This is a genomic window from Agromyces sp. NPDC055661, from assembly GCF_053618135.1.
The window spans coordinates 2,611,726-2,637,422 of the sequence record NZ_JBSHHC010000001.1 but is presented as its reverse complement, the minus strand read 5'-3'; the positions used below and the strand labels follow the sequence as shown (position 1 = coordinate 2,637,422).

The 25,697-nt window shown below is 71.8% G+C and carries 19 protein-coding genes; 1 reads left to right on the top strand and 18 read right to left on the bottom strand.

All coding sequences use genetic code 11. The features are described 5' to 3' along the window. Positions 1–81: 81 nt before the first annotated feature. The 18 genes from rpsG to ACWGO8_RS12065 all read right to left on the bottom strand — a co-directional run bounded on the left by rpsG (position 82) and on the right by ACWGO8_RS12065 (position 22,690). Complete coding sequence (gene rpsG, locus ACWGO8_RS12150; RefSeq protein ID WP_092668506.1) at positions 82–552, bottom strand: 30S ribosomal protein S7; 471 nt, start codon at positions 550–552, stop codon at positions 82–84. Beyond that, entirely contained in the window at positions 552–926 is a 375-nt protein-coding gene (gene rpsL, locus ACWGO8_RS12145) for a 30S ribosomal protein S12 (protein WP_022889720.1), read from the bottom strand. The genes rpsG and rpsL overlap by 1 nt, the downstream gene beginning before the upstream one ends. A gap of 354 nt (positions 927–1,280) precedes the next feature. Beyond that, on the bottom strand, positions 1,281–1,934 hold the full coding sequence (locus ACWGO8_RS12140) for a spermidine/putrescine ABC transporter substrate-binding protein (RefSeq protein ID WP_376953948.1): 654 nt from the start codon (positions 1,932–1,934) through the stop codon (positions 1,281–1,283). 127 nt (positions 1,935–2,061) lie between these two features. Continuing rightward, positions 2,062–2,538: a DUF6121 family protein gene (locus ACWGO8_RS12135; RefSeq protein ID WP_452043297.1), complete on the bottom strand. Its 477-nt coding sequence runs from the start codon at positions 2,536–2,538 to the stop codon at positions 2,062–2,064. A 34-nt stretch (positions 2,539–2,572) separates the two neighbouring features. Continuing rightward, positions 2,573–3,370, bottom strand: coding sequence for a hypothetical protein (locus ACWGO8_RS12130; protein ID WP_452043296.1), 798 nt, complete (start codon positions 3,368–3,370; stop codon positions 2,573–2,575). Next, entirely contained in the window at positions 3,367–3,927 is a 561-nt protein-coding gene (locus tag ACWGO8_RS12125; RefSeq protein ID WP_452043295.1) for a hypothetical protein, read from the bottom strand. The genes ACWGO8_RS12130 and ACWGO8_RS12125 overlap by 4 nt, the downstream gene beginning before the upstream one ends. Further along, positions 3,924–4,571 (bottom strand): hypothetical protein, encoded by a 648-nt coding sequence (locus ACWGO8_RS12120; protein WP_452043294.1) that lies wholly within the window; start codon positions 4,569–4,571, stop codon positions 3,924–3,926. The genes ACWGO8_RS12125 and ACWGO8_RS12120 overlap by 4 nt, the downstream gene beginning before the upstream one ends. Beyond that, positions 4,568–5,809, bottom strand: coding sequence for a hypothetical protein (locus tag ACWGO8_RS12115; protein WP_452043293.1), 1,242 nt, complete (start codon positions 5,807–5,809; stop codon positions 4,568–4,570). Before ACWGO8_RS12115 ends, ACWGO8_RS12120 begins: the two co-directional genes overlap by 4 nt. 28 nt (positions 5,810–5,837) lie before the next feature. Continuing rightward, positions 5,838–6,164 carry a hypothetical protein gene (locus ACWGO8_RS12110; protein WP_376953940.1) on the bottom strand — a complete coding sequence of 109 codons (327 nt, stop codon included), beginning with the start codon at positions 6,162–6,164 and terminating at the stop codon, positions 5,838–5,840. Positions 6,165–6,275: 111 nt separating this feature from the next. Continuing rightward, the gene (locus ACWGO8_RS12105; RefSeq protein ID WP_148733778.1) at positions 6,276–6,563 is read right to left on the bottom strand and encodes a WXG100 family type VII secretion target; all 288 of its coding nucleotides are present in this window, start codon (positions 6,561–6,563) and stop codon (positions 6,276–6,278) included. A gap of 162 nt (positions 6,564–6,725) precedes the next feature. Next, a complete protein-coding gene (locus ACWGO8_RS12100) occupies positions 6,726–11,210 on the bottom strand; it encodes an FtsK/SpoIIIE domain-containing protein (RefSeq protein ID WP_452043292.1) in 4,485 nt (1,494 codons plus the stop codon). Beyond that, on the bottom strand, positions 11,207–12,406 hold the full coding sequence (locus tag ACWGO8_RS12095; protein ID WP_452043291.1) for an RDD family protein: 1,200 nt from the start codon (positions 12,404–12,406) through the stop codon (positions 11,207–11,209). Before ACWGO8_RS12095 ends, ACWGO8_RS12100 begins: the two co-directional genes overlap by 4 nt. A 142-nt stretch (positions 12,407–12,548) precedes the next feature. Then, positions 12,549–13,622 carry a hypothetical protein gene (locus tag ACWGO8_RS12090; RefSeq protein WP_452043290.1) on the bottom strand — a complete coding sequence of 358 codons (1,074 nt, stop codon included), beginning with the start codon at positions 13,620–13,622 and terminating at the stop codon, positions 12,549–12,551. A 146-nt stretch (positions 13,623–13,768) separates the two neighbouring features. Beyond that, a complete protein-coding gene (gene rpoC / locus ACWGO8_RS12085; protein ID WP_452043289.1) occupies positions 13,769–17,665 on the bottom strand; it encodes a DNA-directed RNA polymerase subunit beta' in 3,897 nt (1,298 codons plus the stop codon). A gap of 41 nt (positions 17,666–17,706) precedes the next feature. Continuing rightward, positions 17,707–21,198, bottom strand: a complete 3,492-nt coding sequence (gene rpoB / locus ACWGO8_RS12080; RefSeq protein ID WP_452043288.1) for a DNA-directed RNA polymerase subunit beta — start codon at positions 21,196–21,198, stop codon at positions 17,707–17,709. Between the two features lie 382 nt (positions 21,199–21,580). Beyond that, a complete protein-coding gene (locus ACWGO8_RS12075; protein WP_452043287.1) occupies positions 21,581–21,985 on the bottom strand; it encodes a hypothetical protein in 405 nt (134 codons plus the stop codon). 1 nt (position 21,986) lies between these two features. Continuing rightward, a complete protein-coding gene (locus ACWGO8_RS12070) occupies positions 21,987–22,364 on the bottom strand; it encodes a hypothetical protein (protein WP_452043286.1) in 378 nt (125 codons plus the stop codon). A gap of 74 nt (positions 22,365–22,438) precedes the next feature. Then, the gene (locus ACWGO8_RS12065; RefSeq protein ID WP_452043285.1) at positions 22,439–22,690 is read right to left on the bottom strand and encodes a hypothetical protein; all 252 of its coding nucleotides are present in this window, start codon (positions 22,688–22,690) and stop codon (positions 22,439–22,441) included. 306 nt (positions 22,691–22,996) lie between these two features. Between ACWGO8_RS12065 and ACWGO8_RS12060 the strand changes: the two genes are divergently transcribed. Then, positions 22,997–25,654: a LuxR C-terminal-related transcriptional regulator gene (locus ACWGO8_RS12060; RefSeq protein ID WP_452043284.1), complete on the top strand. Its 2,658-nt coding sequence runs from the start codon at positions 22,997–22,999 to the stop codon at positions 25,652–25,654. Positions 25,655–25,697 lie beyond the last annotated feature (43 nt).

Genomic DNA, 25,697 nt, shown 5'->3' with positions numbered 1-25,697 from the left:
CAGGTTCGGATGGGGTTGGTGCAGCGGATGCCGCGCTTCGACGGGCTCAGCGACCGTCTGGTCGCGGCATCCGCTCACCTGCTACCAGCGGTAGTGGGCGAAGGCGCGGTTCGACTCGGCCATCTTGTGCGTGTCCTCGCGACGCTTCACGGCGGCACCGAGGCCGTTCGACGCGTCGAGGATCTCGTTGGTGAGACGCTCGGTCATCGTCTTCTCGCGGCGGGCCTTCGCGTAGCTCGTGAGCCAGCGCAGGGCGAGGGTGTTGGCGCGGTGCGGCTTGACCTCGACGGGGACCTGGTAGGTCGAACCGCCGACGCGGCGCGAGCGCACCTCGAGGGTGGGGCGCACGTTGTCGAGCGCCTTCTTGAGGGTGGCGACGGCATCCTGGCCGGACTTGTTCGCGACGTTCTCGAGCGCCTCGTAGACGATGCGCTGCGCGAGGTCCTTCTTGCCGTCGATCAGGATCTTGTTGACGAGCTGGCTGACGACCGGCGAGCCGTAGACGGGGTCGGCGACGACGGGGCGCTTCGGAGCGGGTCCCTTGCGAGGCATTACTTCTTCTCCATCTTCGCGCCGTAGCGGCTACGGGCCTGCTTGCGGTTCTTGACGGCCTGCGTGTCGAGCGCGCCGCGGATGATCTTGTAGCGCACGCCGGGGAGGTCCTTCACACGACCGCCGCGGACGAGCACCATCGAGTGCTCCTGCAGGTTGTGGCCCTCGCCGGGGATGTAGGCGGTCACCTCGGTACCGTTCGAGAGCTTCACACGGGCGACCTTGCGGAGCGCCGAGTTCGGCTTCTTCGGGGTGGTGGTGTACACACGCGTGCACACGCCGCGCTGCTGGGGGTTGGCCTTCAGGGCGGGAGCCTTGGTCTTCGTGACCTTCGGCGAGCGACCCTTGCGGACCAACTGCTGAATGGTTGGCACTGCTTCTCCTTGTTGGTGCTGCACGGTGACAGCGTTGATGGAATTCACATCAGACCCACCGGCGCCGCAGAGCTGCGGTGCCTTGCGTGGTGGGTATGCCGTGGGGGCTACCGTGGGGTGCCCTTGAAGTGTGCGTTCTGGTGCGAACCGGAGATGTGCCCGCAGTCGATCTCACGATCCGCCGGCGGGCACGGTTCAAGCGCGCGTCAACGCGCACACCCGCTCAATGGTAATGCCGCGTAACCTCATGGTCAAATGGCGACGGATGCCACGAGCGGCACGTTCTCCGAGGGCGGAACCCGCGCGGGGCCGGGGCTCGCGCACTCCACCATCGTTCTTCAACGTCGGCGGCTCTCAGGGCATTCCCGGCCAACCCGGAGCATCGAGCTCGCGGTCGAGGTCGGCGAGGAGCTCCTCCACCTGGGGCTCGACGTAGGCGACGACCGCCGCGCCGATCCGCTCCCGGTGCTGGGCGAGCTCCACGCAGATGCGCCGTCCGAGCTGCTTCGCGAACTCGTCGGCGAGGCGCACCTCCTCGCGCAGCGCCTCCTTCTCCTCGGGCGTGAACGGTCGCGGCGCCGGCTCGTTCGACTCGGCGGCGGCGTCGGCCTCGAGGCCGGTGAGGGTGAAGAGGAACGGCTGGTCGGGCACCGGCTCCGGGTCGACGTCGAGGCCGAGGAACTCGTGATCGAGGCCCTCCCCCGCGCGGTACGGCCGGCGCGCCTTGCGCTCCTCGGCGAGGCGGATCTCGCGGTGCAGCATCGGCAGGTTTCGGGCGGTGTAGTCGTCGACCGCGCCGTCGATGATGCCCTTCATGCGCATCGAGAACGCGTGCTGCACGGGGTGCGGCACGTCGACGTCGAGACCCGCCGCGGCGAGGATGGGCGATCCGAAGCATCGCGTGCAGAGCCGGACGCGGCCGCGATGGGTGCCGGGCCGCCACCTCGGCAACCACGCCAGCCATCGGTCGACCTCGTGGCTCACCCGCGCCTCGATCGAACCCTCCACGCGTTCACGATACTGCGCGACCTCACGACAGCCTCCGATCCGGCGGCCGGATGGCGCGGCGTGCGCCCTTCGACGGGCTCAGGGACCTTCGACGGGCTCAGGGACCCTTCGACGGGCTCGCGGCGCCTCACTCCTCGTCGTCGTGCTCCCACGGCCACCGGGGGCGGGCCATGCCGCTCGAGCGCCCGCGGGCGACGAGCACCGCGAACGACGCGACCACGGCGGCGAGCGCCGGGACGAGCAGCCCGAACCAGGTGACGCCGAGCCCGAGGCCGAAGAGCAGCGCGGCGAGGAGCGTGCCGGTCGCGATCGCGTAGCCGACCGTCGCCACGACGACGAGGGCGACCCAGCTCCAGAGCGCCGAGAAGAGCACGCTCGGCAGCTGCCGGTCGGGGCGCCGCAGCGTGTGCGCGAGCGTGAGCAGCACGGCACCGACGGATGCCCCGGCCGCCGCGGGTCCGACGAGCAGGCCCGCATCGGGGGCCGCGATCACGTCCTCGTTCGTCAGCAGGCTCACGAACCCCCACGCGCAGACGACGAGGGCGAGGTCGAGCGCGGCCGCGAATGCGGCGACGACCCAGGCGTTGCGACGGGTGAGGTCCATCGATCCGAGCGTACGCCGACCGCCGGGACGACGGTCAGCCGCGCGCGCCGGAGGCCCGGCGCTCCGCGGCCCACGCCCAGCGCGTGATCCCGCCGAGCGGCGCCTCGGCGGCGTCGCGTCGCGCGTCGTCGGAGAGGACGCCGTCGCGCACGAGGAGCTCGAGCGCGTCGTCGCGATCGCGCTCGATGACCGCCCGGTCGTTCGGGGCGAGCCGGTCGACCGCGGCGCGAAGCGAACCCACGGCGTCGGCGGGTGCGGCATCCGCGGTGCCCGCAGCTCGACTGCGCCGGCGCTCGGCGAGGACCCAGACCACGAGCACGACGGCCATCGCGATGGCGGCGGCGACGGCCGGCCAGGCGAGCGGCTGCGGGCGCTGGATCGCGATGAGCGCCGCGAGCACCGCGGCGAGCACGGCGAACGCGACCGAGACGCCCGCCAGGACGAGGCCCTGCGGCGCGTCGGGGGCGGCGCCGCGTCGGGCGGCCCGGAGCTGCACGACGCGGAACGCGACGTGCGCCAGCGAGCACGCGAGCGCGGCGGCGAGCCAACCTGCGAGGGGCTGGTCGGTGCGGATGCCGATGACGAGCAGGCCCGGCACGACGAGCGGGAGGATCGACAGCACGAACACGGCCGCACCGCGCCAGGCGGACGCGCGCCGGGGCGCGTGCAGGTCGCGCAGCGCGGCCTCCCACGGCCCGAGGAGGTCGGCGCGCCTCGAGAGCAGGCTGCGCTCGAACTCGACCCAGTCGAATCGGCCGGGATCGCCGGCCACGGCACGGGCGTACGCGGTCGCGGTGGGCTCGGCCGCCACCGGGGCGCTCGGCTCGGTCATGCGACGAAGCGGAGCGTGCCGACGAGCTCGCGAAGCGGAGCGTCGAGCATCCCGACCATGGTCGTGCTGGTGGGCGAGGACACGATGCGCACCGACCCCTGCGGGCCCGACAGCACGTAGCCGATCCCCGCCACGGGCGTCTCGCCCGGCGCGGCGGGCAGCACGAACCGCACGGCGACGCCCCTGCCGACGCCGGGCACCTCGACGGGATCGACGCTCGGCGGCAGGGCGGTGGGTACGCCGTCGAGCAGCTCGCGGACGGGATCGTCGCCGGCACGGAGCGTCGGGGCGAGGTCGACGTGCAGCAGGGCGGCCTCGGGCCGGCGGGTCGGCCAGAACAGCAGGCCGAACAAGGCGGACGGCATGAGGCCGTCGACCGCCGCCTCGGCGACGCCGGCAGCGGCGGCGCGCGTCGCGTCGTCGGCATCGGGCCGCACCGTCAGGTACCGGGCCACGATGTCGCGCTCCCAGGCGCCGCGGTCGGCGTAGCCGTCGGACGGGAACTCGCCCGGCAGGTGCGCCCAGTAGCGCTCGTCGACCTCGACGTCGAGCCTCACGCGGCCGCCCGCCACGCGAACGTGCTCACGACGGCGTCGGTGAGCTCCAGCATCCGTTCGACCACCGGACGCCACGCCTCGGTCGGGTCGTCGACGGGGTGCACGGCCACGGCGGTGAACTGCAGCGCCTTCGTGCGGCGGTCGGGGAACGGCGTGAGGTAGGCCGCCGTGCGCTGCCCGACGGTCGTGGTGCCGACCGCGACGGTGGCGTCGCGCTCCCAGCGCACGAAGCGCTTGTCACCGTGCAGCGAGGTCGCGCCGTCGCGGATGAGCTCGGCGACGACCCCGTCGAGCGTGCCGCCGCCGGGCGCCGTGCGCACCGCGGCCGTGATCGAGAGCGGCAGCACGAGCTCGTCGGCCCACGCCTCGGTCTGGAGGTAGATGCGGTGCGTGTTCGCCGAGCGGAGGCCGGCGAACGCGCGGCCGGTCAGCGCACGCAGCTGCGCGTCGAGGTCGGGACGGTGCTGCTGCCGGAGCCGCGTGCTCGCGAGCCGCACGAGCTCGCGCTCGGACTCCGCCGTCGCTTCGTACTCGGCCCAGCCCGAGGGCAGGACGAGCGTGTACTCGGGCACGGGACGGACGGTGCCCAGCAGCTCATCGCGCAGGTTCATGCCGGCCTTCCGGTCGTGGGTGGTGTCGGTCACGCGGCGAGCTGGGCTTCCCAGGTCTCGACGTCGTCTTCGAAGAGGTCGCCCACGGCGTCGGTGATCGCCATGCCGGCGGCCACCGGCGAGTTCACCACCCAACCGTAGTGCCCGAAGACGTGGGCGGCCGCGCCCCAGCCGCTCGACATCGCCCGGGTCGACTCGTCGCCGAATCCGATGCCCATGAGGCGGGCCGCGATGTCGGCGCCCGAGTGGCCGCCGCGCGCGGCGGCGACGAAGGAGGTGAACGGCGAGGCGCCGAACGCGCGGCTGATGCCGTAGGTCTCGGGGAAGCGCGTGATGGCGTTGCCGATGATCGCGCGGCTGCCCGAGGTGCCGAGGCCGCCCACCATGTCGTCGAGGAAGCCGGCCATGCCGGGCTTGAAGCCGCCCGAGAACTTGGCGAGGCTGCCGAACGGGATGACGCCGACGATGGCGAGCCCGAGCTCGAGCCAGCCCGTGTCACCGCGGGTCTTCTGGTAGATCGTGAGGACGAGCGACGCGATCGCCACGATCGCGCCGAGCGCCGCGATGATCGGCCCGCCGATGACGAACGCGAGCACGGCGAGCACGATCCCGGCCCACTGCAGCACGACGAGCACGCCCGCGACGAAGCCGTCGACGTCGTCCCAGAACCCGTCGGAGATGCCGCCGTCGGTGGCCTCGCGGATGCCGTTCGAGGCCGCCTCGAACGCGTCCTCCCACGTCTCGAACTGCGTGTCGAAGTTGCGGGCCTCGGCCACGAACTCGTCGTAGGCGTCGTTGGCGCGGTTCAGCGCGGACCGGATGTCGCGGTCGTGCGCCTCCTGCTCGGGGCTCTGCCCACCACCGGCGGGCGGCGTGCCGGCCTGGCCGGGCGGCAGCGGGTGGTTGGCGTCCTGGTAGCGGCCGAGCGCCGACTGGTAGTCGTCCCACGCGTCCTGGCAGCGCGGCACGATGACGCGCATCTGCTGCTGCACGCCGTCGAGGGCGTCGGCGTACGTCACGAGCGCGGTGCCCGAGGGCTTGTACCGCTCGCCGGCGAGCTTCAGCTCGCCGTCGATCTCGCCGATCACCTCCTTGATCTTGTCGATCGAGAGGCCCTGCTGCGGCACGCCGTTGTCGGCGATGGCCCGCAGCACGCCGGCCGCGCCGATCATCTGGTCGCCGAGGTCCTCGATCGCGCGCCCGCGCGTGCGGATGCCGAAGGCGTTGCCGGTGACGACCTCGATCGGGTTCCCGGCGGGTGACGGCTCCATCTCGTTCGTGCTCCTCGTGATCTCGGGGTCAGGCCCGCGGCATGGTGTCGACTTCGTTCGCCTCGACGGCGAGCTCCTTGGCGGCTGCGGTGTCCCACTCGGCCCAGCCCTTGCCGGTCGCCTCGACGCGCTCCTGGATCTTCATGAGGTCCTCCTTGAGGGCGGCGCGGCGGTCGTCCCAGCCGTCCTCGAACTCCTCGGCCGCCTCACGGAGCCTGTCGCGGCCGTAGGGGTCGCCGATGTCGCCCTCGAGGCTGGTGGCGCGCTCCTCGGCCTTCTCGAGCTCGACGATGATCTGCTTCAGCGATCCGTTGAGCTCGTTGAGCACGGAGTACTCGATCAGGATGTCGGTCACCGGCGGGCTCCTCGGTCGTCTGCGGTGTGCGGTGGGGGCGAGGCATCCGCGAATCGGATGCCTCGGGGACGACGCACGGCGGGAGGCTCATCCCTCCCGCCGTGCGATGCGTCAGCGGCCGGCGAGCTGCTGGTCGAGGTCCTGGATCGCCTGCATCATGCCGCGGAGGGCCTCGCCCATCTCGCCGATGCCGTCGACCGCGTTCTTGAGCCCGGTGGTGAGCTCCTCGTAGCCCTGGCCGAACTTGCCCGACGCGTGCTGCGTCTTGAAGTCGTTGCCGAGCAGCGAGTCCACCGAGTTCTTCAGCTGGTCGAGCTGCGACTGGATGTCGTCACGCGCGTCGTTCAGCTTGTTGGCCATCGCTTCCATCTCGCCGTAGGAGGCGCCGAAATCCGCCATCGGGGGATCCTTCCGTTCGATCGGTCCGAACCCTCGTCCGGGCCGGTGTGCTCCACAGTACGGAAGGTCGAACGCGGGTCACATGGGGAGCACTCCCCACCCTGTTCCACCACTGCCCGGAGCCGTGGCGGACCGTCTCGCCCGGCACGGGTGGTCCCTGGATCAGCCCGCGAACGGGACCTGCACGGTCATGATCCGGCCGTTCTGCACGAAGATGCCGCGGCCCTCCGGGAAGTCCGCGCGCTTGACCTTCGGGAACGGCGTCTTGAACACGGAGTCGCCGTCGAACGCGTCGGGCTTCAGCGCGAGCCCGCGGCGGCCGGCCTTGAAGTCGCCGACGAATCCGAACCCGGCCGAGAGCGTCGCGACCTCCGCGTCGCCCACAAGGAAGTGGTCGCTGCGGTTGATCGCCTGGAACAGCTCCTTCAGCGGCCGCTCGGCGTCGGAGTCGGCGAACTGCGTGACGTTCTCGACCACGATGACGAACCGCCCGGGCACGTCGGCATCGCCCACCACGTCGACGAGTTCCTTGGCGAGGAGCTTCACGCCGTCGACGGTGGTCGCACTGCGCACCCACGGCGCGTGGTCGGCGAGCTGCGCCCGGCGTCCGGCGAGGTGGAAGAGCTTCACCTCGGGGTCGAACCGGCGCACCGCGTCGACGATGGCGCGCATGGCGTTCGTCTTGCCGCTCTGCGGCGGCCCCGTGACCGCGAACGTGCCGACGGGCTCGAAGCCGATCGGCGCGAGCGTGTCGTCGGCGATGCCGAGGGCGGGCTCCTCCCCCACGGTGGAGGGCAGCTCCCCGGCGCCGAACAGGGCCGGCAGCGCCCCGATGGGCGCCGCATCGCGCGCCCCGCGGGCGCGCAGGTCGCGCGCGAGCGACTCGAGCACCCGGGTCTGCTCGGCGACGTTCGTCGTGCCGCCCGGCACGGCGAGCTGCGTCTCGAAGCCCTCGACGATCGCACGGCCGGGAGCCGAGCGCTCGGTCAGCACGTCCTTCGGCGCGCCGAGCACCTGGTAGCCCGACTCGTCGCTGAGGCGCAGCACCACGCGCTTCGTGACGTTCGCGCTCACCGCGGTCGGCACCGCGCCGGCGCGATCGGCCGTCGCCACGACGTGGACGCCGAGCGGGCGCCCCTCGCCGAGGATGCGCATGACCACGTTGTAGAACGGCATGCGCACGGTCGTGGAGTCCCACTCGGTCTTGAACGTGGCGAAGCCGTCGAGGAGCAGGAGGATGCGCGGCTCGTCTCGGCCGGTCAACTCGCGATACTCCGTGAGGGTCGCGGCGTTCGCGTCGCTGAACGCCTTGGCCCGGCGGTCGAGCACGTCGTTGAGCGTGCGCAGCAGGCGCTGCACGCGCTCGGGGTCGTCGCCCGACACGATCGAGCCGACGTGCGGCAGCGCCTCGAGCGACCGCAGGGCGCCGGCGCCGAAGTCGAGCCCGTAGACCTCGGCCGCGCCGAGGTCGGGACGCAGGCCGATGCCCACCGCGAGCGTGCGGAGCGCGGTCGACTTGCCCGAGCCGCTCGTGCCGTAGACGAGCATGGCGCCGTCGCGATCGGGCACGAAGGCCATGGGCACCTGCAGCTGCCGCTCGGGGACGTCGGCGAGGCCGAACACGATCTCGGCGTCGCCGCGCTGCGGCAGCGACTCGACGGCGACCGTCGCGGCGAGCTCGTCGAGCCATGGCCGCCGGGGGGCAGGGACGCGGGCCTCGGCGGCGGCCGCGATGAACGTGCGCACCATGCGCTTCTGGTCGTTGGGACCCGGGTCCTCGTCGTGCGCGTCGCTCTCGGGCTCGGCGTCCGACTCCCAGGTGATCGTGGACCCGAATCGGAGCTCCGCGACCTTCACCTCGGCCTCTGCCACCTCTGCCGTGGTCCAGCCGCCCGCGTACGCCGACTGGAACGGCACGAGCCGGCCGGGGCCGGTCTTCGCGATGCCGCGCCCGGGGATCGACGGGTCGAAGCCCGCGGCCACGGCGTCGCCCACGACGTCGCGGGAGTCCGACTCGTCGGCCATGCGGAGCGCCACGCGCAGGTTCGTGTTCGCGCGGAGGTTGTCCTTGATGACGCCCGCGGGGCGCTGCGTCGCCATGATGAGGTGGATGCCGAGCGACCGGCCGCGCTGCGCGATGTCGACGACGCCGTCGACGAACTCGGGCACCTCGCCGGCGAGCGCCGCGAACTCGTCGATGACGAGCACGAGCGCCGGCGGCGTCTCGGGGTCCTGCCGCTTCTCGAGCTCGAGCAGGTCCTTCGCCTTCTTGCGGTTGAACAGGTGCTCGCGGTGGTGCAGTTCGGCTCGCAGGCTCGTGAGCGCCCGCCGCACGAGGTGCGGGCTGAGGTCGGTCACGAGGCCGACGCAGTGCGGCAGCTCGACGCAGTCGGCGAAGGCCGAGCCGCCCTTGTAGTCCACGAACAGGAACGTGACCCGGTCGGGGCTGTACTGCGCCGCCATGCCGAGCACCCACGCCTGCAGGAACTCGGACTTGCCCGCGCCGGTGGTGCCGCCCACGAGCGCGTGCGGGCCCTGCGTGCGCAGGTCGAGTGTCATCGCATCGGGGCTCGACTGGCCGATGAACGCCTTCAGGGTGCCGGCGCGCTTCAGCCGGGGCAGCTTCGCGCCCGAGCGGTCGATCACGGAGTTGTTCTGCCGCCAGCGGTCGACGACGCCCGCCGGGCTCGAGGCGAACTCGTCGCCGATGAGCGTGAGCATCGAGACGCTGCGGGGCAGGTCGCTCGAGTCCTCCACCACCGTGCTGGCGTCGACCACGGGCGCCAGCCGGCGCGCGAAGACCTCCGCGTACCGCGCCGAGACGCCCTCGACGCGCACACCGGCGTACTCGGCGCCCGACCGCACCACGCCGACCGTGGCCTGGTCGAGCCCGGCGGTCACGTCGACGAACGTGCGGCACGCGGCCGGCAGCGACTCGACGCTCGGACCGACGAACACCGTGTGGATGCCGGCGTCGGCCCCGCGCTCGATGAGCTGGATGAGCCGGGGACGGTCGACCGGGGCATCCGCCGACACGAACAGGATGAGCGCGCTGTCGGGCCGCGGGTCGTCGGAGCGCTCGCCCGAGGGCGAGCCGACGTCGGCACCGCGCGACATCGACGCCTTGGTGTCGGCGAGCGGCCCGCGGCGCGCGGCCGAGGCCGAGAGCCGCTCGAGGATCGTCTCCTCGAGCGCGCTCAGCAGGCTCGCGCCGGCCGACTGGCTGTCGGCGAGTGCGACGTCGGCGAGCGGATGCCGCGCGCCCGACGTGTGCGGCAGCCACTTCAGCCACTCGAGCTCGCGGCTCCAGGCGGGGTCGACGATCGCGGCCGCGACGACCTCGTTCGGCGCGTGCAGGCCGAACAGCTGCACGGCGAGGCCGCGGACCGCGTCGGCCGCGAGGTGCATCGGTCCGGCGATCCCCAGCGCGCCCGAGCTCGTGAGGAGCTCCATGACGGGCACGTCGTCGATCTCGGCGAAGCGGTCGCGCAGCACCTCGACCTGCCGGGAGTACGTCACGATGCCCGGCAGTGCCGCCTCCGAGGTGGCGATCGTGTTGCGGCTCGGCGCGCACCCGACGCCGAGCCGGAGCGCGAGGAAGTTCCAGTGCTCGGGCCGGCGGGTCCACAGCATGGGGCCGAGCCGCATCGCCTGCTCGTAGACGACCGCGACGGGCGGCGTCTCCCCCTGCCGGCGCTCGCGCTCGACGACGACCTCGCGGGTCAGCGTCTCCTCGAGCTCCTCGAGCTGCACCTCGAAGGTCTCGATCTCCTGCTTGAGCTTGCGGCTCGACTGCGTGCGCGAGCCGAACCAGTTCGCGAGCAGCATGAGCGGCGAGAGCACGACGATGAGCAGCGAGGCGGGGCGCCCGTTGAGCGCGAAGATCGCGAGTCCGGCGATCATCGGCGACACGATCATCGGCCAGGGGAAGAGTCGCGGATTCTCCTCGGTGGGGATGCGCGGCTGCGGATGCTCGGTGCCGGGGTGACGGGCCTCCACGCGGGGCGAGCGGTTGAACATGAGCGCGCCGCCGCGTTCGAGCACCGGGTCGGCCGCGGCATCCGTGCCCGCGACGAGCGAGAACGACACGTCGGTGTCGCCGATTGTGATGCGCTGGCCGGGGATGACGCGGATGCGCGTCATGGGACCGCCGTCGACGATGAGGCCGTTGGCGGAGTTGAGGTCGACGAGCTCGACGGCCTGATCGACCTCGATGCGCGCATGGCGCTTGGACACGAGGGCGTCCTGCAGCACGACGTCGGCGTCGGCGCTGCGACCGATGACGTGCTGGCCGCGTCCGAGCGGCACCTGGCGTCCGGCCTCGGAGCCGGTGTGCACGTGCAGGATCGCGACGGTGCCCGCGTCGGCCGCTCGACGTGCGGTCGGCGACACCACCGCGGCGTTGAAGCCCGAGCCGATCGGCGCATCGGCGACGAGCAGGTCGGGGTCGAGCACGACGGGCTCGCTCGACGTGGGCGGCGCGACCGCGAGCGTGAGCGGCCCGGTGTGCCGCGGCAGATGCGCGGAGGCCGGATCGTCGTCGGCGATCGCTCGCGCCACGTCACCGACGGTCGCGGTCGCGTCGGTCGTCACGACCACGTCGGCCGCGGCGCCGGCCTGACGGCGCAGGCCCAGCTTCAGCCTCATCGGGCCGCCACCTCCTCGACGACGAACCAGCGGCCGCCGAGCTCCACCTTGGTGCCGCCGTCCACGCGCGTGCGGGCGCCGGGCACGAGCTCGACCGGGGCGCGTCCGGGTGCGGCGACGCTCGTGCCGTTGCGCGACCAGCGGTCGGTGATCCAGACGCCGGCGTCGTCGACGTCGAAGCGCGCGTGGGTCTTCGAGATGCCCATGGAGTCGTCGGCGAGCGGAACCAGCAGGATGCTCGCGGGGTCGCCCTCGGCGCGCGCGGGACGCCGGCCGAGGAGGCCGGTGCCCGCCGCGTCGAAGCGGCTGCCGTCGTCGAACGCGAACACGGCGGCGCGGGCGGATGCGGAAGCGGGCGCGGCCGCTGCAGCAGGCACGGCGGCGGGAGCGGGCGCGACCGCCGCGGCGGCCGGCGCTGCGACCGCCGGCCCCGCGATCGGCGGCGGCGTCCACGCGCCCGCCTCGGGCACCGCGGCCACCACGCCGGAGGCGGAGCGCGCCTGCGGGATGAACGTCTGCTCGTCGATGGCACGGTCGGTCGCGAGCGACGGCATGCGCGCGACCGAGGCGGCGGGCGCATCGAGCTGCCGACGCGCATGCCGCAGCGCCTTGAGGTCGAACGGGTCGAGGCCTTCGCGCACGTCGACGACCCAGCAGCGTCCGACGCGGTCGAGCCAGCTGCGGCCGCGCTGCTCGGGGTCCCAGAGCCCCGACGCGAACATCAGCGCAGGTCCGACGAGCGGCAGCACGACCTGGGACGCCCAGAGCACGAGCACGCGCAGCACGACGCGCCAGAACCCGGCGCGCCCGAAGTCGGCGACCTGCACCGAGCGGAGCCCGAGCGCGCGCTTGCCGAGCGTGACGCCGCGTCGTCCGTGCAGGGCGAGCTGCGTGATGCCGAACGCGGCCACGAGCACCTGCCCGACGGCGACGAGCACCAGCGGCAGCACGAGCGACGACGGATCGACGCCGGTCGCGGCATCCGACCCGACGATCGCGTTCGCCAGCAGCACCGCGCCGACGATGGCGGGCGATGCGGCCAACACGTAGGCGGCGGCGTCGAGCGCGAACGCGGCGGCGCGTCGACCGGCCGGCGCCGGCCGGAGTCCGAGGCGGGCCGCGTACGCCGGATCGGGCCGCCCGGAGGCGTCGAGGCCGGGCACGGGCGCGTCCTCGACGTGCATGGTGATGCTCACGTGGCTCCTCGGGTGCAGGGTCAACGAGCCAGCAAACCCGATCGGGCGGGTGCTGTCGATGGGGAGGAGTCACCATCCCCGACACAGCAGCGTACCCGGCGGCCGGGAAGCCGCCGGGTACGTTCCGGTCGCTGCGGAAGCTCTACGGGCGGATCGGCTGCGGACCCGCCGCGAGCTCGCGGTCGTAGGCCTCGCGGGCCAGGCGGTTGCGCTCCGTCACGCCGCGGCCGCGCGAGGCGACCCAGCCGCCGAGCCAGATCGTGATCTCGCGGGCCAGGATGCCCGCGATGAGGGCGAACGGGTCGAGCCAGCGGGCCCGGATGAAGTCGTTCGCCTGGTCGATCGTCATGGTCCACGCCTGCACGGTGAGCAGCGCGGCGCCGATGTAGGAGAGGTACACGAACACGCCGACGAGCAGGCCGAACACCGCGTACTGCCACCACGGCCCGCGGTTCACGATCACGGCGAGCAGCGTGAAGCCCACGAACGTCGCGATGACGGGCACCCAGTACACCGGCTGCGCCACGAACTGGAGGAACACCGACGCCGCCTGCTGCGGGTCGGTCTGCGCGAGCAGCACGAGGTAGCCGATGCCCGCGTACAGCAGCGCGAACACGACGGCGGCCACGAGCGCGACGAGCACGCCGAATCCGCGGTTGCCGCGGGCCTTCGGCGGCGTGGGCGCCTGCACGTAGATCGTCTGCGGCGCGGCGAGCGCGGCGGGCACGGCCTCGTGGTCGGGAGCCAAGGTCGCGGCGCCGGCGGCGGTGCCCGCGGCGACGGTCGCGGCCGGCACGTAGGTCTCGCGGCGCACGCTGCCGGCGGGCACGGGCTCGGGGGCATCCGGCTCCCCCACGTCGTGGGATGCCACGGGCTCCGCGTTCGCGCGCTGCACCGCCGCGTCGAGGCGCGAGGTGTCGTCGGCCGCGGGCTCGGTCACCACGGGCGGGGCGGCGACGGGCTCGGATGCCGCGGGCTCGGTCACGACCGGCTCGGGCTCGGCCTCCGGCGTGGCATCCGCCGACCGTACGTCGGGCTCGGGTTCGGCGACGGGCTCGGATGCCGCAGCCGGTGCGTCATCGGCGACGACGGGCTCGTGCGCGCCCGTGTCGGCCGGCGCGTCGTCGGCGGGCACGTCATCGACTGACGGCTCGCCGTCGACGGCATCGGGGTCGAGCGGGCGTTCCGGGTCGGATCCGGGAGTCGTGCTGCTCATGATCGCGCTCCTTCCGGGCGCCCTCGCACCCGCGAATGGCCTCACTGTAGCAACGCGCGCACGCCCCGCCGCGGAGCCGCGCGGAAGATACGGCGGCACGACGAAGGGCCCCGGAATGCTCCGGGGCCCTTCGTGCGATTCGGCGACTAGCTGTAGTTGCCGGGGGTGAAGTCGTCGCTCGAGAACGCGTCGAAGTCGACGAAGCTGAGGTCGCCCTCGGCGAAGGCCGCGTCGTCGGCGAAGATGCGGTTCGGGTAGCGCTCCGCCTTCGCCTCCTCCGTGGCCTCGACCGCGACGCTCCGGTACTTGTTCAGACCGGTGCCGGCGGGGATCAGCTTTCCGATGATCACGTTCTCCTTGAGGCCGACGAGCGGGTCGGACTTGCCCTCCATGGCGGCCTGCGTGAGCACGCGGGTCGTCTCCTGGAAGGACGCGGCCGACAGCCACGACTCGGTCGCGAGCGAGGCCTTGGTGATGCCCATGACCTCCTGGCGGGCCGAAGCCGTCTTCTTGCCCTCGGTGAGCGCCGCACGGTTGATCTCGTTGTACCGCGAACGGTCGACGAGCTCGCCCGGGAGCAGGTCGGTGTCGGCGTGGTCGACGACGGTGACCTTGCGGAGCATCTGGCGGACGATGACCTCGATGTGCTTGTCGTGGATCGGCACGCCCTGCGAGCGGTACACGTCCTGCACGCCGTCCACCAGGTGCTTCTGCACCTCGCGGACGCCCTTGACCCGGAGGACCTCCTTCGGGTCGACGGTGCCGACGATCAGCTGCTGGCCGAGCTCGACGTGCTGGCCGTCCTCCACGAGGAGGGTGGAGCGCTTGAGCACGTTGTACGCGATCGGCTCGTCGCCGTTGTCGGGCGTGAGGATGACCTTGCGCTGACGCTCGGTCTCGTCGATCGTGATGCGGCCGGGGGCCTCGACGATGGGCGACGCACCCTTGGGGGTGCGGGCCTCGAAGAGCTCCTGCACGCGGGGAAGACCCTGCGTGATGTCGTCGGCCGAGGCCGAACCACCGGTGTGGAAGGTACGCATCGTGAGCTGGGTGCCCGGCTCGCCGATCGACTGGGCCGCGATGATGCCGACGGCCTCGCCGATGTCCACGAGCTTGCCGGTCGCGAGCGAACGGCCGTAGCACTTCGCGCAGACGCCGACCGCGGACTCGCAGGTGAGCACCGAGCGGACCTTGATCGACTCGACACCGGCCGCGATGAGCTCGTTGATGAGCACGTCGCCGACGTCGGAGCCGGCCTCGGCCACGACCTCGCCCTTCGCGTTCACGGCGTCGGCCGCGAGCGAGCGAGCGAACACCGAGTTCTCGACGTTGGGGTCGCGGACGAGCTCGCCCGAGGCATCCGTCGTCGCGATCGGCAGGTCGAGGCCGCGCGTCGTGCCGCAGTCGTCCTCGCGGATGATGACATCCTGGGAGACGTCCACCAGACGACGGGTCAGGTAGCCCGAGTCGGCGGTACGGAGCGCGGTGTCGGCGAGGCCCTTGCGGGCACCGTGCGTGGCGATGAAGTACTCAGCCACCGACAGCCCCTCGCGGTACGAGGAGATGATCGGACGCGGGATGATCTCGCCCTTCGGGTTGTTCACGAGGCCTCGCATGCCGGCGATGTTGCGCACCTGCAGCCAGTTGCCACGAGCGCCCGAGGTCACCATGCGGTTGATGGTGTTGTCGGTCGGGAAGTTCTCCTGCATGGCCCGGGCGACCTCGTCGGTGGCCTTGGTCCAGATCTGGATGAGCTCCTGGCGACGCTCGAGGTCGGTCGTGAGGCCCTTCTCGAACTGCGACTGCACCTTGGCGGCCTGCTTCTCGTACTTCGAGACGATCTCGCCCTTGTTCGGCGGGGTCACGATGTCCGAGAGCGCGACGGTCACGCCCGAACGGGTCGCCCAGCGGAAGCCGGCGTCCTTGATGCGGTCGAGGGTCGCGGCGACCTCCGTCTTCGGGTAGCGCTCGGCGAGGTCGTTGACGATCGACGAGATCTGGCCCTTGCCGGCCTGCTGGTTGAAGAACGGGTAGTCCTCGGGCAGCGCCTCGTTGAAGAGGGCGCGACCGAGGGTCGTCTCCATCAGGAACGGCTTGCCCGACTCGAAGCCCTCGGGCTCGTCGCCCTCGGCGAAGTGCAGGCCCTCGAGGCGGATCCGCACCTTGGCATTGAGGTCGAGCTCGAGCGCGCCGAAGCGGTTCTGGTCGAACGCGAGGATGGCCTCGGCGATCGACGAGAACGCACGGCCCTCGCCCGCTGCGCCGTCCTTCTGCGTGGTCAGGTGGTGCAGGCCGATGATCATGTCCTGCGAGGGCAGGGTCACCGGACGGCCGTCCGACGGCTTCAGGATGTTGTTCGACGCGAGCATGAGGATGCGGGCCTCGGCCTGGGCCTCGACCGACAGCGGCAGGTGCACGGCCATCTGGTCGCCGTCGAAGTCCGCGTTGAACGCGGCGCAGACGAGCGGGTGCAGCTGGATGGCCTTGCCCTCGACGAGCTGCGGCTCGAACGCCTGGATGCCGAGGCGGTGCAGGGTGGGCGCACGGTTCAGCAGCACGGGGCGCTCGCGGATGATCTCCTCGAGCACGTCCCACACCTGCGGACGCGAACGCTCCACCATGCGCTTGGCAGCCTTGATGTTCTGCGCGTGGCTGAGGTCGATGAGGCGCTTGATGACGAACGGCTTGAACAGCTCGAGCGCCATCTGCTTGGGCAGGCCGCACTGGTGCAGCTTGAGCTGCGGGCCGACCACGATGACCGAACGGCCCGAGTAGTCGACGCGCTTGCCGAGCAGGTTCTGGCGGAAGCGACCCTGCTTGCCCTTGAGCATGTCGCTCAGGGACTTGAGGGCGCGGTTGCCGGTGCCCGTGACGGGGCGACCACGACGGCCGTTGTCGAACAGCGCGTCGACGGCCTCCTGCAGCATCCGCTTCTCGTTGTTGACGATGATCTCGGGGGCACCGAGGTCGAGCAGGCGACGGAGGCGGTTGTTGCGGTTGATCACGCGACGGTAGAGGTCGTTGAGGTCGGACGTGGCGAAGCGACCACCGTCGAGCTGCACCATCGGGCGCAGCTCGGGCGGGATCACCGGGACCACGTCGAGCACCATCGCAGCGGGCGAGTTGCCCGTGGCGAGGAACGAGTTGACGACCCGGAGGCGCTTGATGGCGCGGATCTTCTTCTGGCCCTTGCCCTCGGCGATCTGCAGGTGCAGGTCCTCGGCCTCGGCCGCGAGGTCGAACGCCTCGAGGCGCTTCTTGATGGCCTCGGCGCCCATGTAGGCGTCGAAGTACATGCCGAAGCGGTCCTGGAGCTCGTGGAAGTCCGAGTCCTCGGGCTTGAGGTCGCCGACCTTGAGGGTGCGGAAGGCCTCCCACACGCGCTCGAGGTGCGCGATCTGCTCGTCCGCGGACTTGCGGACGCCGGACATCTCCTTGTCGGCCGCGGCCTCGGCGCGCTTGCGCACGTCGCTCTTGGCGCCCTCGGCCTCGAGCTCGGCGAGCTCGGCCTCCTTGCGCGCCATCAGCTCGGCGATGCGCGCGTCGCGCTGGTCGCCGATCGTCTTGAGCTCGAGGCGGAGCTCGTTCTCGAGACCGGGCATGTCGGCGTGACGACCCTCGTCGTCGACGTCGATCACCATGTAGGCGGCGAAGTAGATGACCTTCTCGAGGTCCTTCGGCGCCATGTCGAGCAGGTAGCCGAGGCGCGAGGGCACGCCCTTGAAGTACCAGATGTGGGTCACCGGGGCGGCGAGCTCGATGTGGCCCATCCGCTCACGGCGCACCGAGGACTTCGTGACCTCGACACCGCAGCGCTCGCAGACGATGCCCTTGAAGCGCACGCGCTTGTACTTGCCGCACGCGCACTCCCAGTCGCGGCTGGGTCCGAAGATCTGCTCGCCGAAGAGGCCGTCCTTCTCGGGCTTGAGCGTGCGGTAGTTGATGGTCTCGGGCTTCTTGACCTCGCCATAGGACCAACGACGGATGTCGTCGGCGGTGGCCAGACCGATGCGAAGCTCGTCAAAAGTGGTTGCGTCGAGCAATTTCTCTCCTAGAAAGTCTCTGTCGTCGTTCTGGCCGGGGATCAGATCTCGTCGATGTTCGACGACTCGAAGCGCGCGGAGATGTTGATGCCGAGCTCCTCCGCAGCGCGGAAGGCCTCGTCATCGGTGTCGCGCAGGCTCACCGCGGTGCCGTCGGCCGAGAGGACCTCGACGTTCAGGCAGAGCGACTGCATCTCCTTCATGAGCACCTTGAAGGACTCGGGGATGCCGGGCTCCTGGATGTTCTCGCCCTTGACGATCGCCTCGTACACCTTGACGCGGCCGAGGATGTCGTCGGACTTGATCGTGAGGAGCTCCTGCAGCGCGTAGGCGGCGCCGTAGGCCTCGAGGGCCCACACCTCCATCTCACCGAAGCGCTGGCCGCCGAACTGCGCCTTACCACCGAGCGGCTGCTGGGTGATCATCGAGTACGGGCCGGTGGAGCGCGCGTGGATCTTGTCGTCCACGAGGTGGTGCAGCTTCAGGATGTACATGTAGCCGACCGAGACCGGGTACGGGAAGGGCTCGCCGGAGCGGCCGTCGAAGAGCTGCGTCTTGCCGCTCGAGTCGATGAGCCGCTCGCCGTCGCGGTTGGGGAGCGTCGAGTCGAGCAGACCCGCGATCTCCTCCTCGAGGGCGCCGTCGAACACCGGGGTCGCGACCTTCGTGCCGGGAGCGGCCTCGTGCGCGGCCTCGGGCAGGCGCTTCGCCCACGTCGGCTTGCCCTCGACCTTCCAGCCCTGCTTGGCGACCCAGCCGAGGTGGGTCTCCAGCACCTGGCCGAAGTTCATGCGGCCGGGGATGCCGAGCGGGTTGAGGATGACGTCGACCGGGGTGCCGTCGGCGAGGAACGGCATGTCCTCCACCGGCAGGATCTTCGAGATGACGCCCTTGTTGCCGTGACGGCCCGCGAGCTTGTCGCCCTCGGTGATCTTGCGCTTCTGGGCGATGTAGACGACCACGCGCTGGTTGACGCCCGAGCCGAGCTCGTCGTCGCCGTCCTGCGCGTCGAACACCTTGACGCCGATGATCGTGCCCTGCTCGCCGTGGGGGACCTTCAGCGACGTGTCGCGCACCTCGCGGCTCTTCTCGTTGAAGATCGCGCGGAGCAGGCGCTCCTCGGCCGAGAGCTCGGTCTCGCCCTTCGGCGTGACCTTGCCGACGAGGATGTCGCCGGGACGCACCTCGGCGCCGATGCGGATGATGCCGCGCTCGTCGAGGTCGGCCAGCAGGTCGGGGCTCACGTTGGGGAGGTCGCGGGTGATCTCCTCCTTGCCGAGCTTGGTGTCGCGGGCGTCGACCTCGTACTCCTCGATGTGGATCGAGGAGAGGACGTCGTCCTTCACCAGGTTCTGGCTGAGGATGATCGCGTCCTCGAAGTTGTGGCCCTCCCACGGCATGAACGCCACGAGGAGGTTCTTGCCGAGCGCGAGCTCGCCGTTGTCGGTCGCGGGACCGTCGGCGATGACCTCGCCGGCCTCCACGCGGTCGCCGGCGGAGACGATGACGCGGTTGTTGTACGACGTGCCCTGGTTCGAGCGGTCGAACTTGCGCAGGTAGTACGTGTCGGTGCCGCCCTCGTCGAGCTGCACGGTCACGAAGTCGGCCGAGACCTCGGTCACGACGCCCGAGCGGCCGGCGGTGACCACGTCACCCGCGTCGACCGCGGCGTAGCCCTCCATACCGGTGCCCACGAACGGCGAGTCGCTGCGGAGCAGCGGCACCGCCTGGCGCTGCATGTTCGCACCCATGAGGGCGCGGTTCGCGTCGTCGTGCTCGAGGAACGGGATGAGCGACGTGGCGACCGACACCATCTGGCGCGGCGAGACGTCCATGTAGCCGATCTCGTCGGCGGGGAACAGGTCGACCTCGCCGCCCTTCTTGCGGGCGAGGACGCGGTCCTCCACGAAGTGGCCGTCGGCCTTCAGGGGCGCGTTGGCCTGGGCGACGATGTAGTCTTCCTCCTCCATCGCGGTGAGGTAGTCGATCTGCTCGGTGACCTTGCCCGTGACGACCTTGCGGTACGGCGTCTCGATGAAGCCGAACGAGTTGATGCGCGCGAAGGACGCGAGCGAGCCGATGAGGCCGATGTTCGGGCCTTCCGGCGTCTCGATCGGGCACATGCGGCCGTAGTGCGAGGGGTGCACGTCGCGGACCTCGACGCCCGCGCGGTCGCGCGAGAGGCCGCCGGGGCCGAGCGCCGAGAGGCGGCGCTTGTGCGTGAGGCCGGCGAGCGGGTTGTTCTGGTCCATGAACTGCGACAGCTGCGAGGTGCCGAAGAACTCCTTGATCGCCGCGACGACGGGTCGCACGTTGATCAGGGTCTGCGGCGTGATCGCCTCGATGTCCTGCGTCGTCATGCGCTCGCGGACGACGCGCTCCATGCGGCTGAGGCCGGTGCGCACCTGGTTCTGGATGAGCTCGCCCACCGCGCGGATGCGACGGTTGCCGAAGTTGTCGATGTCGTCGACGTCGAGGCGGATCTCCACGTCCTTGCCGCCGCGGCGGCCGGGCAGCGTGGCGCGGTCCTCGTGCAGGGCGACGAGGTACTTGATCGTGGCGACGATGTCCTGCACCGTGAGCACCGAGTCCGTCAGCGGGGCCTCGAGGCCGAGCTTCTGGTTGATCTTGTACCGGCCGACCTTGGCGAGGTCGTATCGCTTCGGGTTGAAGTAGAAGTTGTCGAGGAGCGCACGCGCGGCCTCGGCGGCGACCTGCTCGCCCGGACGCAGCTTGCGGTAGATGTCCTTGAGCGCCTCCTCCTTGGTGAGGATGTTGTCCTTCTCCAGGGTGAGCGCGATGGACTCGTAGCCGGCGAACTCCTCGAGGATCTCCTCGGAGGTGAGGCCGAGGGCCTTCAGGAAGACCGTGACCGACTGCTTGCGCTTGCGGTCGATGCGGACGCCGACCTGGTCGCGCTTGTCGACCTCGAACTCGAGCCACGCACCGCGGCTCGGGATCACGCGCGCCGAGTAGATGTCCTTGTCGGACGTCTTGTCGGGGGTGCGCTCGAAGTAGACGCCGGGCGAACGGACGAGCTGCGAGACGACGACGCGCTCGGTGCCGTTGATGACGAAGGTGCCCTTGGGGGTCATGAGCGGGAAGTCGCCCATGAACACCGTCTGGGTCTTGATCTCGCCCGTGAGGTGGTTCATGAACTCGGCGTTCACGTAGAGCGGGGCGGAGTAGGTCTTGCCCTTCTCCTTGCACTCGTCGATCGTGTACTTCGGCGGCTCGAGCTCGGGGTTCGTGAACGAGAGCTGCATGGTCTCGCCGAGGTCCTCGATGGGCGAGATCTCCTCGAAGATCTCCTCGAGGCCGGTGGCCTCGGGCAGGTCCTGACGACCGGCCTCGACCGCCGCCTCGACGCGCGCCTTCCACGCGTCGTTGCCGACGAGCCAGTCGAAGCTCTCGGTCTGGAGGGCGAGCAGGTCGGGTACCGTGAGGGTGTCGGTGACCTTTGCGAACGAGAGGCGGCTTGCACCGCGTCCGTTCTTGGGGGTGGGCGTGGTTGCGTTGCGCGCAGCAGCCAAGTGAATTAACCTCCATCGGCCCTGTCGGGCCGGTTCACTGTCGGTAGCGGAGAGTAGGACCCCCGAGACGTGTCGCGGATGCCTGAGGTCATGAACCCCGGCACGCGAAAGCCGACCACAATATGAAGGCAGGGTAGGTCTGGGAGCGCAAAGAACAACTATATGCGATACGACGCGCCATGTCCAGTCGGAATCTTGATTTGTGCGCCGATGTCGGGTATAACCCCGCGACGGCCCCACTGATTCCCGTGCCACGCCTGCGCGACGACCGCGCCGATCCCCCCGGCATGCCCGTGCGACGCACATTCGCGGGCACGACGACGCCCCGCCGGCGAGGGTGCCGGCGGGGCGTCGGTGGCGTTCCCGGGGCGCGAGGCCGTGGTCAGGCGCCCCACTCGATCCGCACGGTGTCCGGACGTCCTGGCACCATGCTCACGTCGACCGTCGAGCCGGGCGTCACACGGGCGAGGTGCAGCGGCGCGATCTGCTCGGTGCGCGTCACCGGCAACGGGAACCCGCTCGGCATCGCCACGACGAGGTCGAGCTCGACCACGACGTTCATGCCGATGACCATGGGCAGCTGGCGCGCGTCGACGACGTTCGCCGTGGCACGCAGGCGCACGGCCTCGAGCGCGGCGTCCTCGGGGCGGGGGGTGGTCGCGGCGAGCACACGGCTCGCGTCCTCCATGGAGCGGCTCGCGGCGGCGAGGCTCGCGCCGACGTCCATCCGGTCGTAGGCGATGTTCGCCTGGCGGGTGAGGGTCGTGAGGTCCTTGAGGAAGCCCATCTCAGACCACCGCGTAGATCTCGTTGAATCGGCGGCCGACGCCGCGGTCGGCCTGGATGCGCGCACCCCAGCCCGACTGCGCCTCGGCCCACGAGGCCGGGTCGACGCCGAACATGCCGGCGACGACGGGCAGCTTGGTCTCGTCGTACTGGTACGCGGCGATGCCCTTGACGATGCGCGCGTAGCGGTCGAGGTCGACGCCCGCGATGGGCTCGAGGTTGCCGGGCGCCGGCTGCGCCGTCATCGCGTGCACGGCCTGCGCGTCCATCTGGGCGCGGTAGGACTCGGACTGGGCCGAGAGGGCGTTGGCCTGGTCGATGAGGCCGGGTGCGGCCTGGACCATCTTCGCCATGTCGCCGAACTGCTTGAACATGTTCATGATCTGCTCCTGAGGTTGGTGCCGGGCGATCGCCCGGCGTCGGTGTTCGTGTGGTGGGTGGTTCGTCTGGTGGATCAGTGCGCCGGTGCGACGTCGTACTCGGCGACCGTGCGCTCGACGTAGGCCTCGAGGTCGACGGGCCGGGCGGATGCCGCGACGCGCGCCTCATCGGAGGGCCCGCGATCGGACGCCGCCACGCCGGCGGGCGCGGCGGTCAGCGCCACCGTGGTCGCGAGCGCCCCGGCGAGGCCGAGGGCCGCGAGCCGCGACGCGAACGGGCGACGGCCGTCGCCGGCCGACTCGGGCACGTGGGTGGTGGATCGCATCTCGGTCGCTCCTGCCGGTCGTGGGCCGCGGGGCTTCGGGCTCCGCGGGGCAGCCGTGGCTGCCGGAGATCAGCTTGGTTCGGCGGCGTGCGGCGGCGGATGGGCAGGGGCTGCTCAATCGCGTCGGGAGGTCGTTGCTCACGTCGCGGCATCCGTTGCTCAGTGGGTGGCGACGATTGCTCAGGGAGACGGGTGCCGTTGCTCAGCGGGCACCCGTTCGGGGTACACCGCCGCCCTGCTCCGGCGACGGACGAGGTCGTACAGTGAATCCACCGGCGTCGCCGGGAACCGAGGGTGAGGGTGTCGGTGGGACCTGGTGAGTCGGCGGGGGCGCCGCGCGGGCTGGACGAGGCGTGGCCGCTGGTCGGCCGGGACCTGCTCGTCGACCGCGGCGTCGCGGCGCTCACGGGCTCCGCCCGGACGCTGCTGGTCTACGGGCCGTCGGGCATCGGCAAGAGCCGCGTGATGCAGGCCGTGACCGAGCGCCTCGGCGACGACGGCTGGTGCGTGCTCGCGGCGAGCGGCAACACGGCCCTCAGCGCCGTGCCCCTCGGCGCGCTCGCGCCCGTGTTGGCCGGCGATCCCGTGGCGATGGTGACGGCGGCGGGCGATCCGATCGCCCTCTACGCAGCGGCGAGCGCGGCCGTGCGCAAGGTCGCCGCCGGACGGCGCACGGTCCTCGCCGTGGACGACGTCTCGGCGGTCGACTCCGTCTCGGTGGCGCTCATCGCCCAGCTCGTGGAGTCGGGCGTGCTGCGGCTCGTCGGCACCGTCGGCGAGTCCGACCCGGTGCCCGACGGACTGCTCTCGCTCGCGGCGGCCGGCGACGCGGTGCGGCTCGACGTCGCTCCGCTCGACGTCGACGAGGTCAGCGAACTGCTCACGCGCGTGCTCGGGGGGCCGATCGCGCACCGCGACGCGGTCGAGCTGCACGCGGTGTCGCACGGCAATCCCCTCTTCCTCCGCGAGCTCGCGATCGGCGCGGCCGACGCGGGGTCGCTCGTCTCGGCCGACGGGCTGTGGCAGCTCGTCGGCGAGCCGGTCGGCACGCCCGCCCTGCGCGACCTCATCCGCGCCCGGCTGCGCGTGCTCGGCGACGACGAGCGGGACACGGTCGAGCGCCTCGCGCTCTGCGAGCCGCTCGCGTTCGACGAGTTCGCCCGCCCCGGCGCGCCCGAGGCGCTCGCCAAGCTCGAGATGCGAGGGCTCATCCGCGTCGACGAGTCGGGCGCTCGCATGCGCGTCGGACTCGCGCACCCCCACTACGCCTCGGCGGTGCGCGACAGCATCCCGCGGCTCCGCGCCGTCTCGCTCCTCCTCGAGCAGGCCGACGTCGTCGCCTCCCGCCCGATGACCCCGGCCGACGAGCTCCGGGTGGCGATCTGGCGCCTCGACGCCGGTCGGCCGTCCGATGCGGGCGTGCTCGCCCGCTCGGCGTCGCTCGCGCGCATGGCGCACGACCGGCGCACCGCCGAGCGCCTGGCGGCGGCCGCCGTGGCCGCCGGTGCCGACGACGCGGCGGCGCTCCTGCTGCACGGCGAGCTGCTCTGGTCGCTCGGCCGGGCCGAGGACGCGCTCGCCGTGCTCGCGCGCGCCGAGGAGCGCGCGGTCACCGACGGCGATCCGCCCGAGCTGCTCGCCGCCATCGGCGCGGCCCGTGCCGACGTGTTCGGCGGCGACCCGCTGGGCAGCGCGCGCGGGCTCGAGCTGCTGGAGTCGCTCGAGGATGCGCTGCCTGGGCAGTCCGCGACGATCGCGCTCAGCAAGGCGGTGCTCCTCGTCAACCTCGAATACGCGCACGACGCGCTCGCCCACGTCGAGTCCGCCGCCGCCGTGGCCGGCGACACCGCCTTCGAGCAGGCCGTGCTCGACCTGTCCCGGGCGATGCCGCTCGTGACGCTCGGACGCGACGCCGAGGCGATCGCGTCCGCCGAGCGCGCGGTGCGGTTCGCGAAGGCCGACCACTCGGTCATCGTGCCCCGGCGCGCGGAGCTCGCGCTCGCGCACGTGCTCATCGCGGCCGACCGGCTCGACGACGCGCGGGCGACGGTCATCGAGTCGCTGCACGACGCGATCCGACACGACGACGCCCTCACCGCCCGGCTCGACGAGTTCATGATGGGCCGCATCTTCTGGCAGCTCGGCCGGCTCGACACGGCCGCGCGCTGGTTCCGCGACACGGTCGGCGGCGCCGAGCTGCACGGCCCGAAGTCGCTGCGCGAGTTCGCGCGCTGCTTCCTCGCGATCGTCGCTGCCGAGCAGGGCGATGTCGCGCGCGCCCGGGAGCTGCGCGCCCAGGTGATCGCGGGACTCGACGAGGACAACTCCGTCACGGCGCTCGCCGACGCGTGGATCGCCGTCGGCGAGGGGCGACCGGATGCCGCGGCCGCCACGATCCTCGCCCGCGTCGACGTGCTCGAGCAGCGCGGCGCCGTGAGCGTGGCGGCTGGCCTCCTGCACCACCTCGTGCGGTTCGGATCACGCGCCCACGCGCGCACGGCGGCCGAGCGGCTCGGGCGGCTCGCCGCGGCATCCGATTCGCCCGCGGTGCGCCGTCGACTCGCGCACGCCGCGGCCGAGGCGGCCGCCGACGCGGCGGCGCTGCGCGCGGTGGGCGCCGAGTGGGAGTCGATCGGGCACCTCCTCTCCGCGGCCGAGGCCTACGCCTCGGCCGGGCAGGCGGCCCGTGCGGCGGGAGACGGTCGCGAGGCGACCGCCGACCTCCAGCGCGCGGCGTCGCTCGCCGCCGCCTGCGAGGGCGCGCGCACGCCGCTGCTGCGGTTCTCCGACGGTGCGGAGCCGCTCACGCCGCGCGAGCGCGAGATCGCCTCGCTCGCCGCGCAGGGGCTCAGTTCGAACGAGATCGCGACGCGCCTCTTCCTCTCGCCCCGCACGGTGAACAACCACCTGCAGTCGACGTACACGAAGCTCGGCATCCGCGGGCGGCACGAGCTGCGCGCCTGAGCGCCGGGGCGCCGCGGCGAACTGCCTTCCGTGGCACGACGTC

Bases quoted from the DNA above. Each gene is read 5' to 3' on its own strand.
- ACWGO8_RS12105 (WP_148733778.1), bottom strand. From the start codon at position 6,563: ATGGCGGATTTCGGCGCCTCCTACGGCGAGATGGAAGCGATGGCCAAC.
- rpsG (WP_092668506.1), bottom strand. From the start codon at position 552: ATGCCTCGCAAGGGACCCGCTCCGAAGCGCCCCGTCGTCGCCGACCCC.
- ACWGO8_RS12070 (WP_452043286.1), bottom strand. From the start codon at position 22,364: ATGAACATGTTCAAGCAGTTCGGCGACATGGCGAAGATGGTCCAGGCC.
- ACWGO8_RS12115 (WP_452043293.1), bottom strand. From the start codon at position 5,809: ATGGAGCCGTCACCCGCCGGGAACCCGATCGAGGTCGTCACCGGCAAC.
- ACWGO8_RS12100 (WP_452043292.1), bottom strand. From the start codon at position 11,210: ATGAGGCTGAAGCTGGGCCTGCGCCGTCAGGCCGGCGCCGCGGCCGAC.
- ACWGO8_RS12065 (WP_452043285.1), bottom strand. From the start codon at position 22,690: ATGCGATCCACCACCCACGTGCCCGAGTCGGCCGGCGACGGCCGTCGC.
- ACWGO8_RS12130 (WP_452043296.1), bottom strand. From the start codon at position 3,370: ATGACCGAGCCGAGCGCCCCGGTGGCGGCCGAGCCCACCGCGACCGCG.
- ACWGO8_RS12090 (WP_452043290.1), bottom strand. From the start codon at position 13,622: ATGAGCAGCACGACTCCCGGATCCGACCCGGAACGCCCGCTCGACCCC.
- ACWGO8_RS12135 (WP_452043297.1), bottom strand. From the start codon at position 2,538: ATGGACCTCACCCGTCGCAACGCCTGGGTCGTCGCCGCATTCGCGGCC.
- ACWGO8_RS12075 (WP_452043287.1), bottom strand. From the start codon at position 21,985: ATGGGCTTCCTCAAGGACCTCACGACCCTCACCCGCCAGGCGAACATC.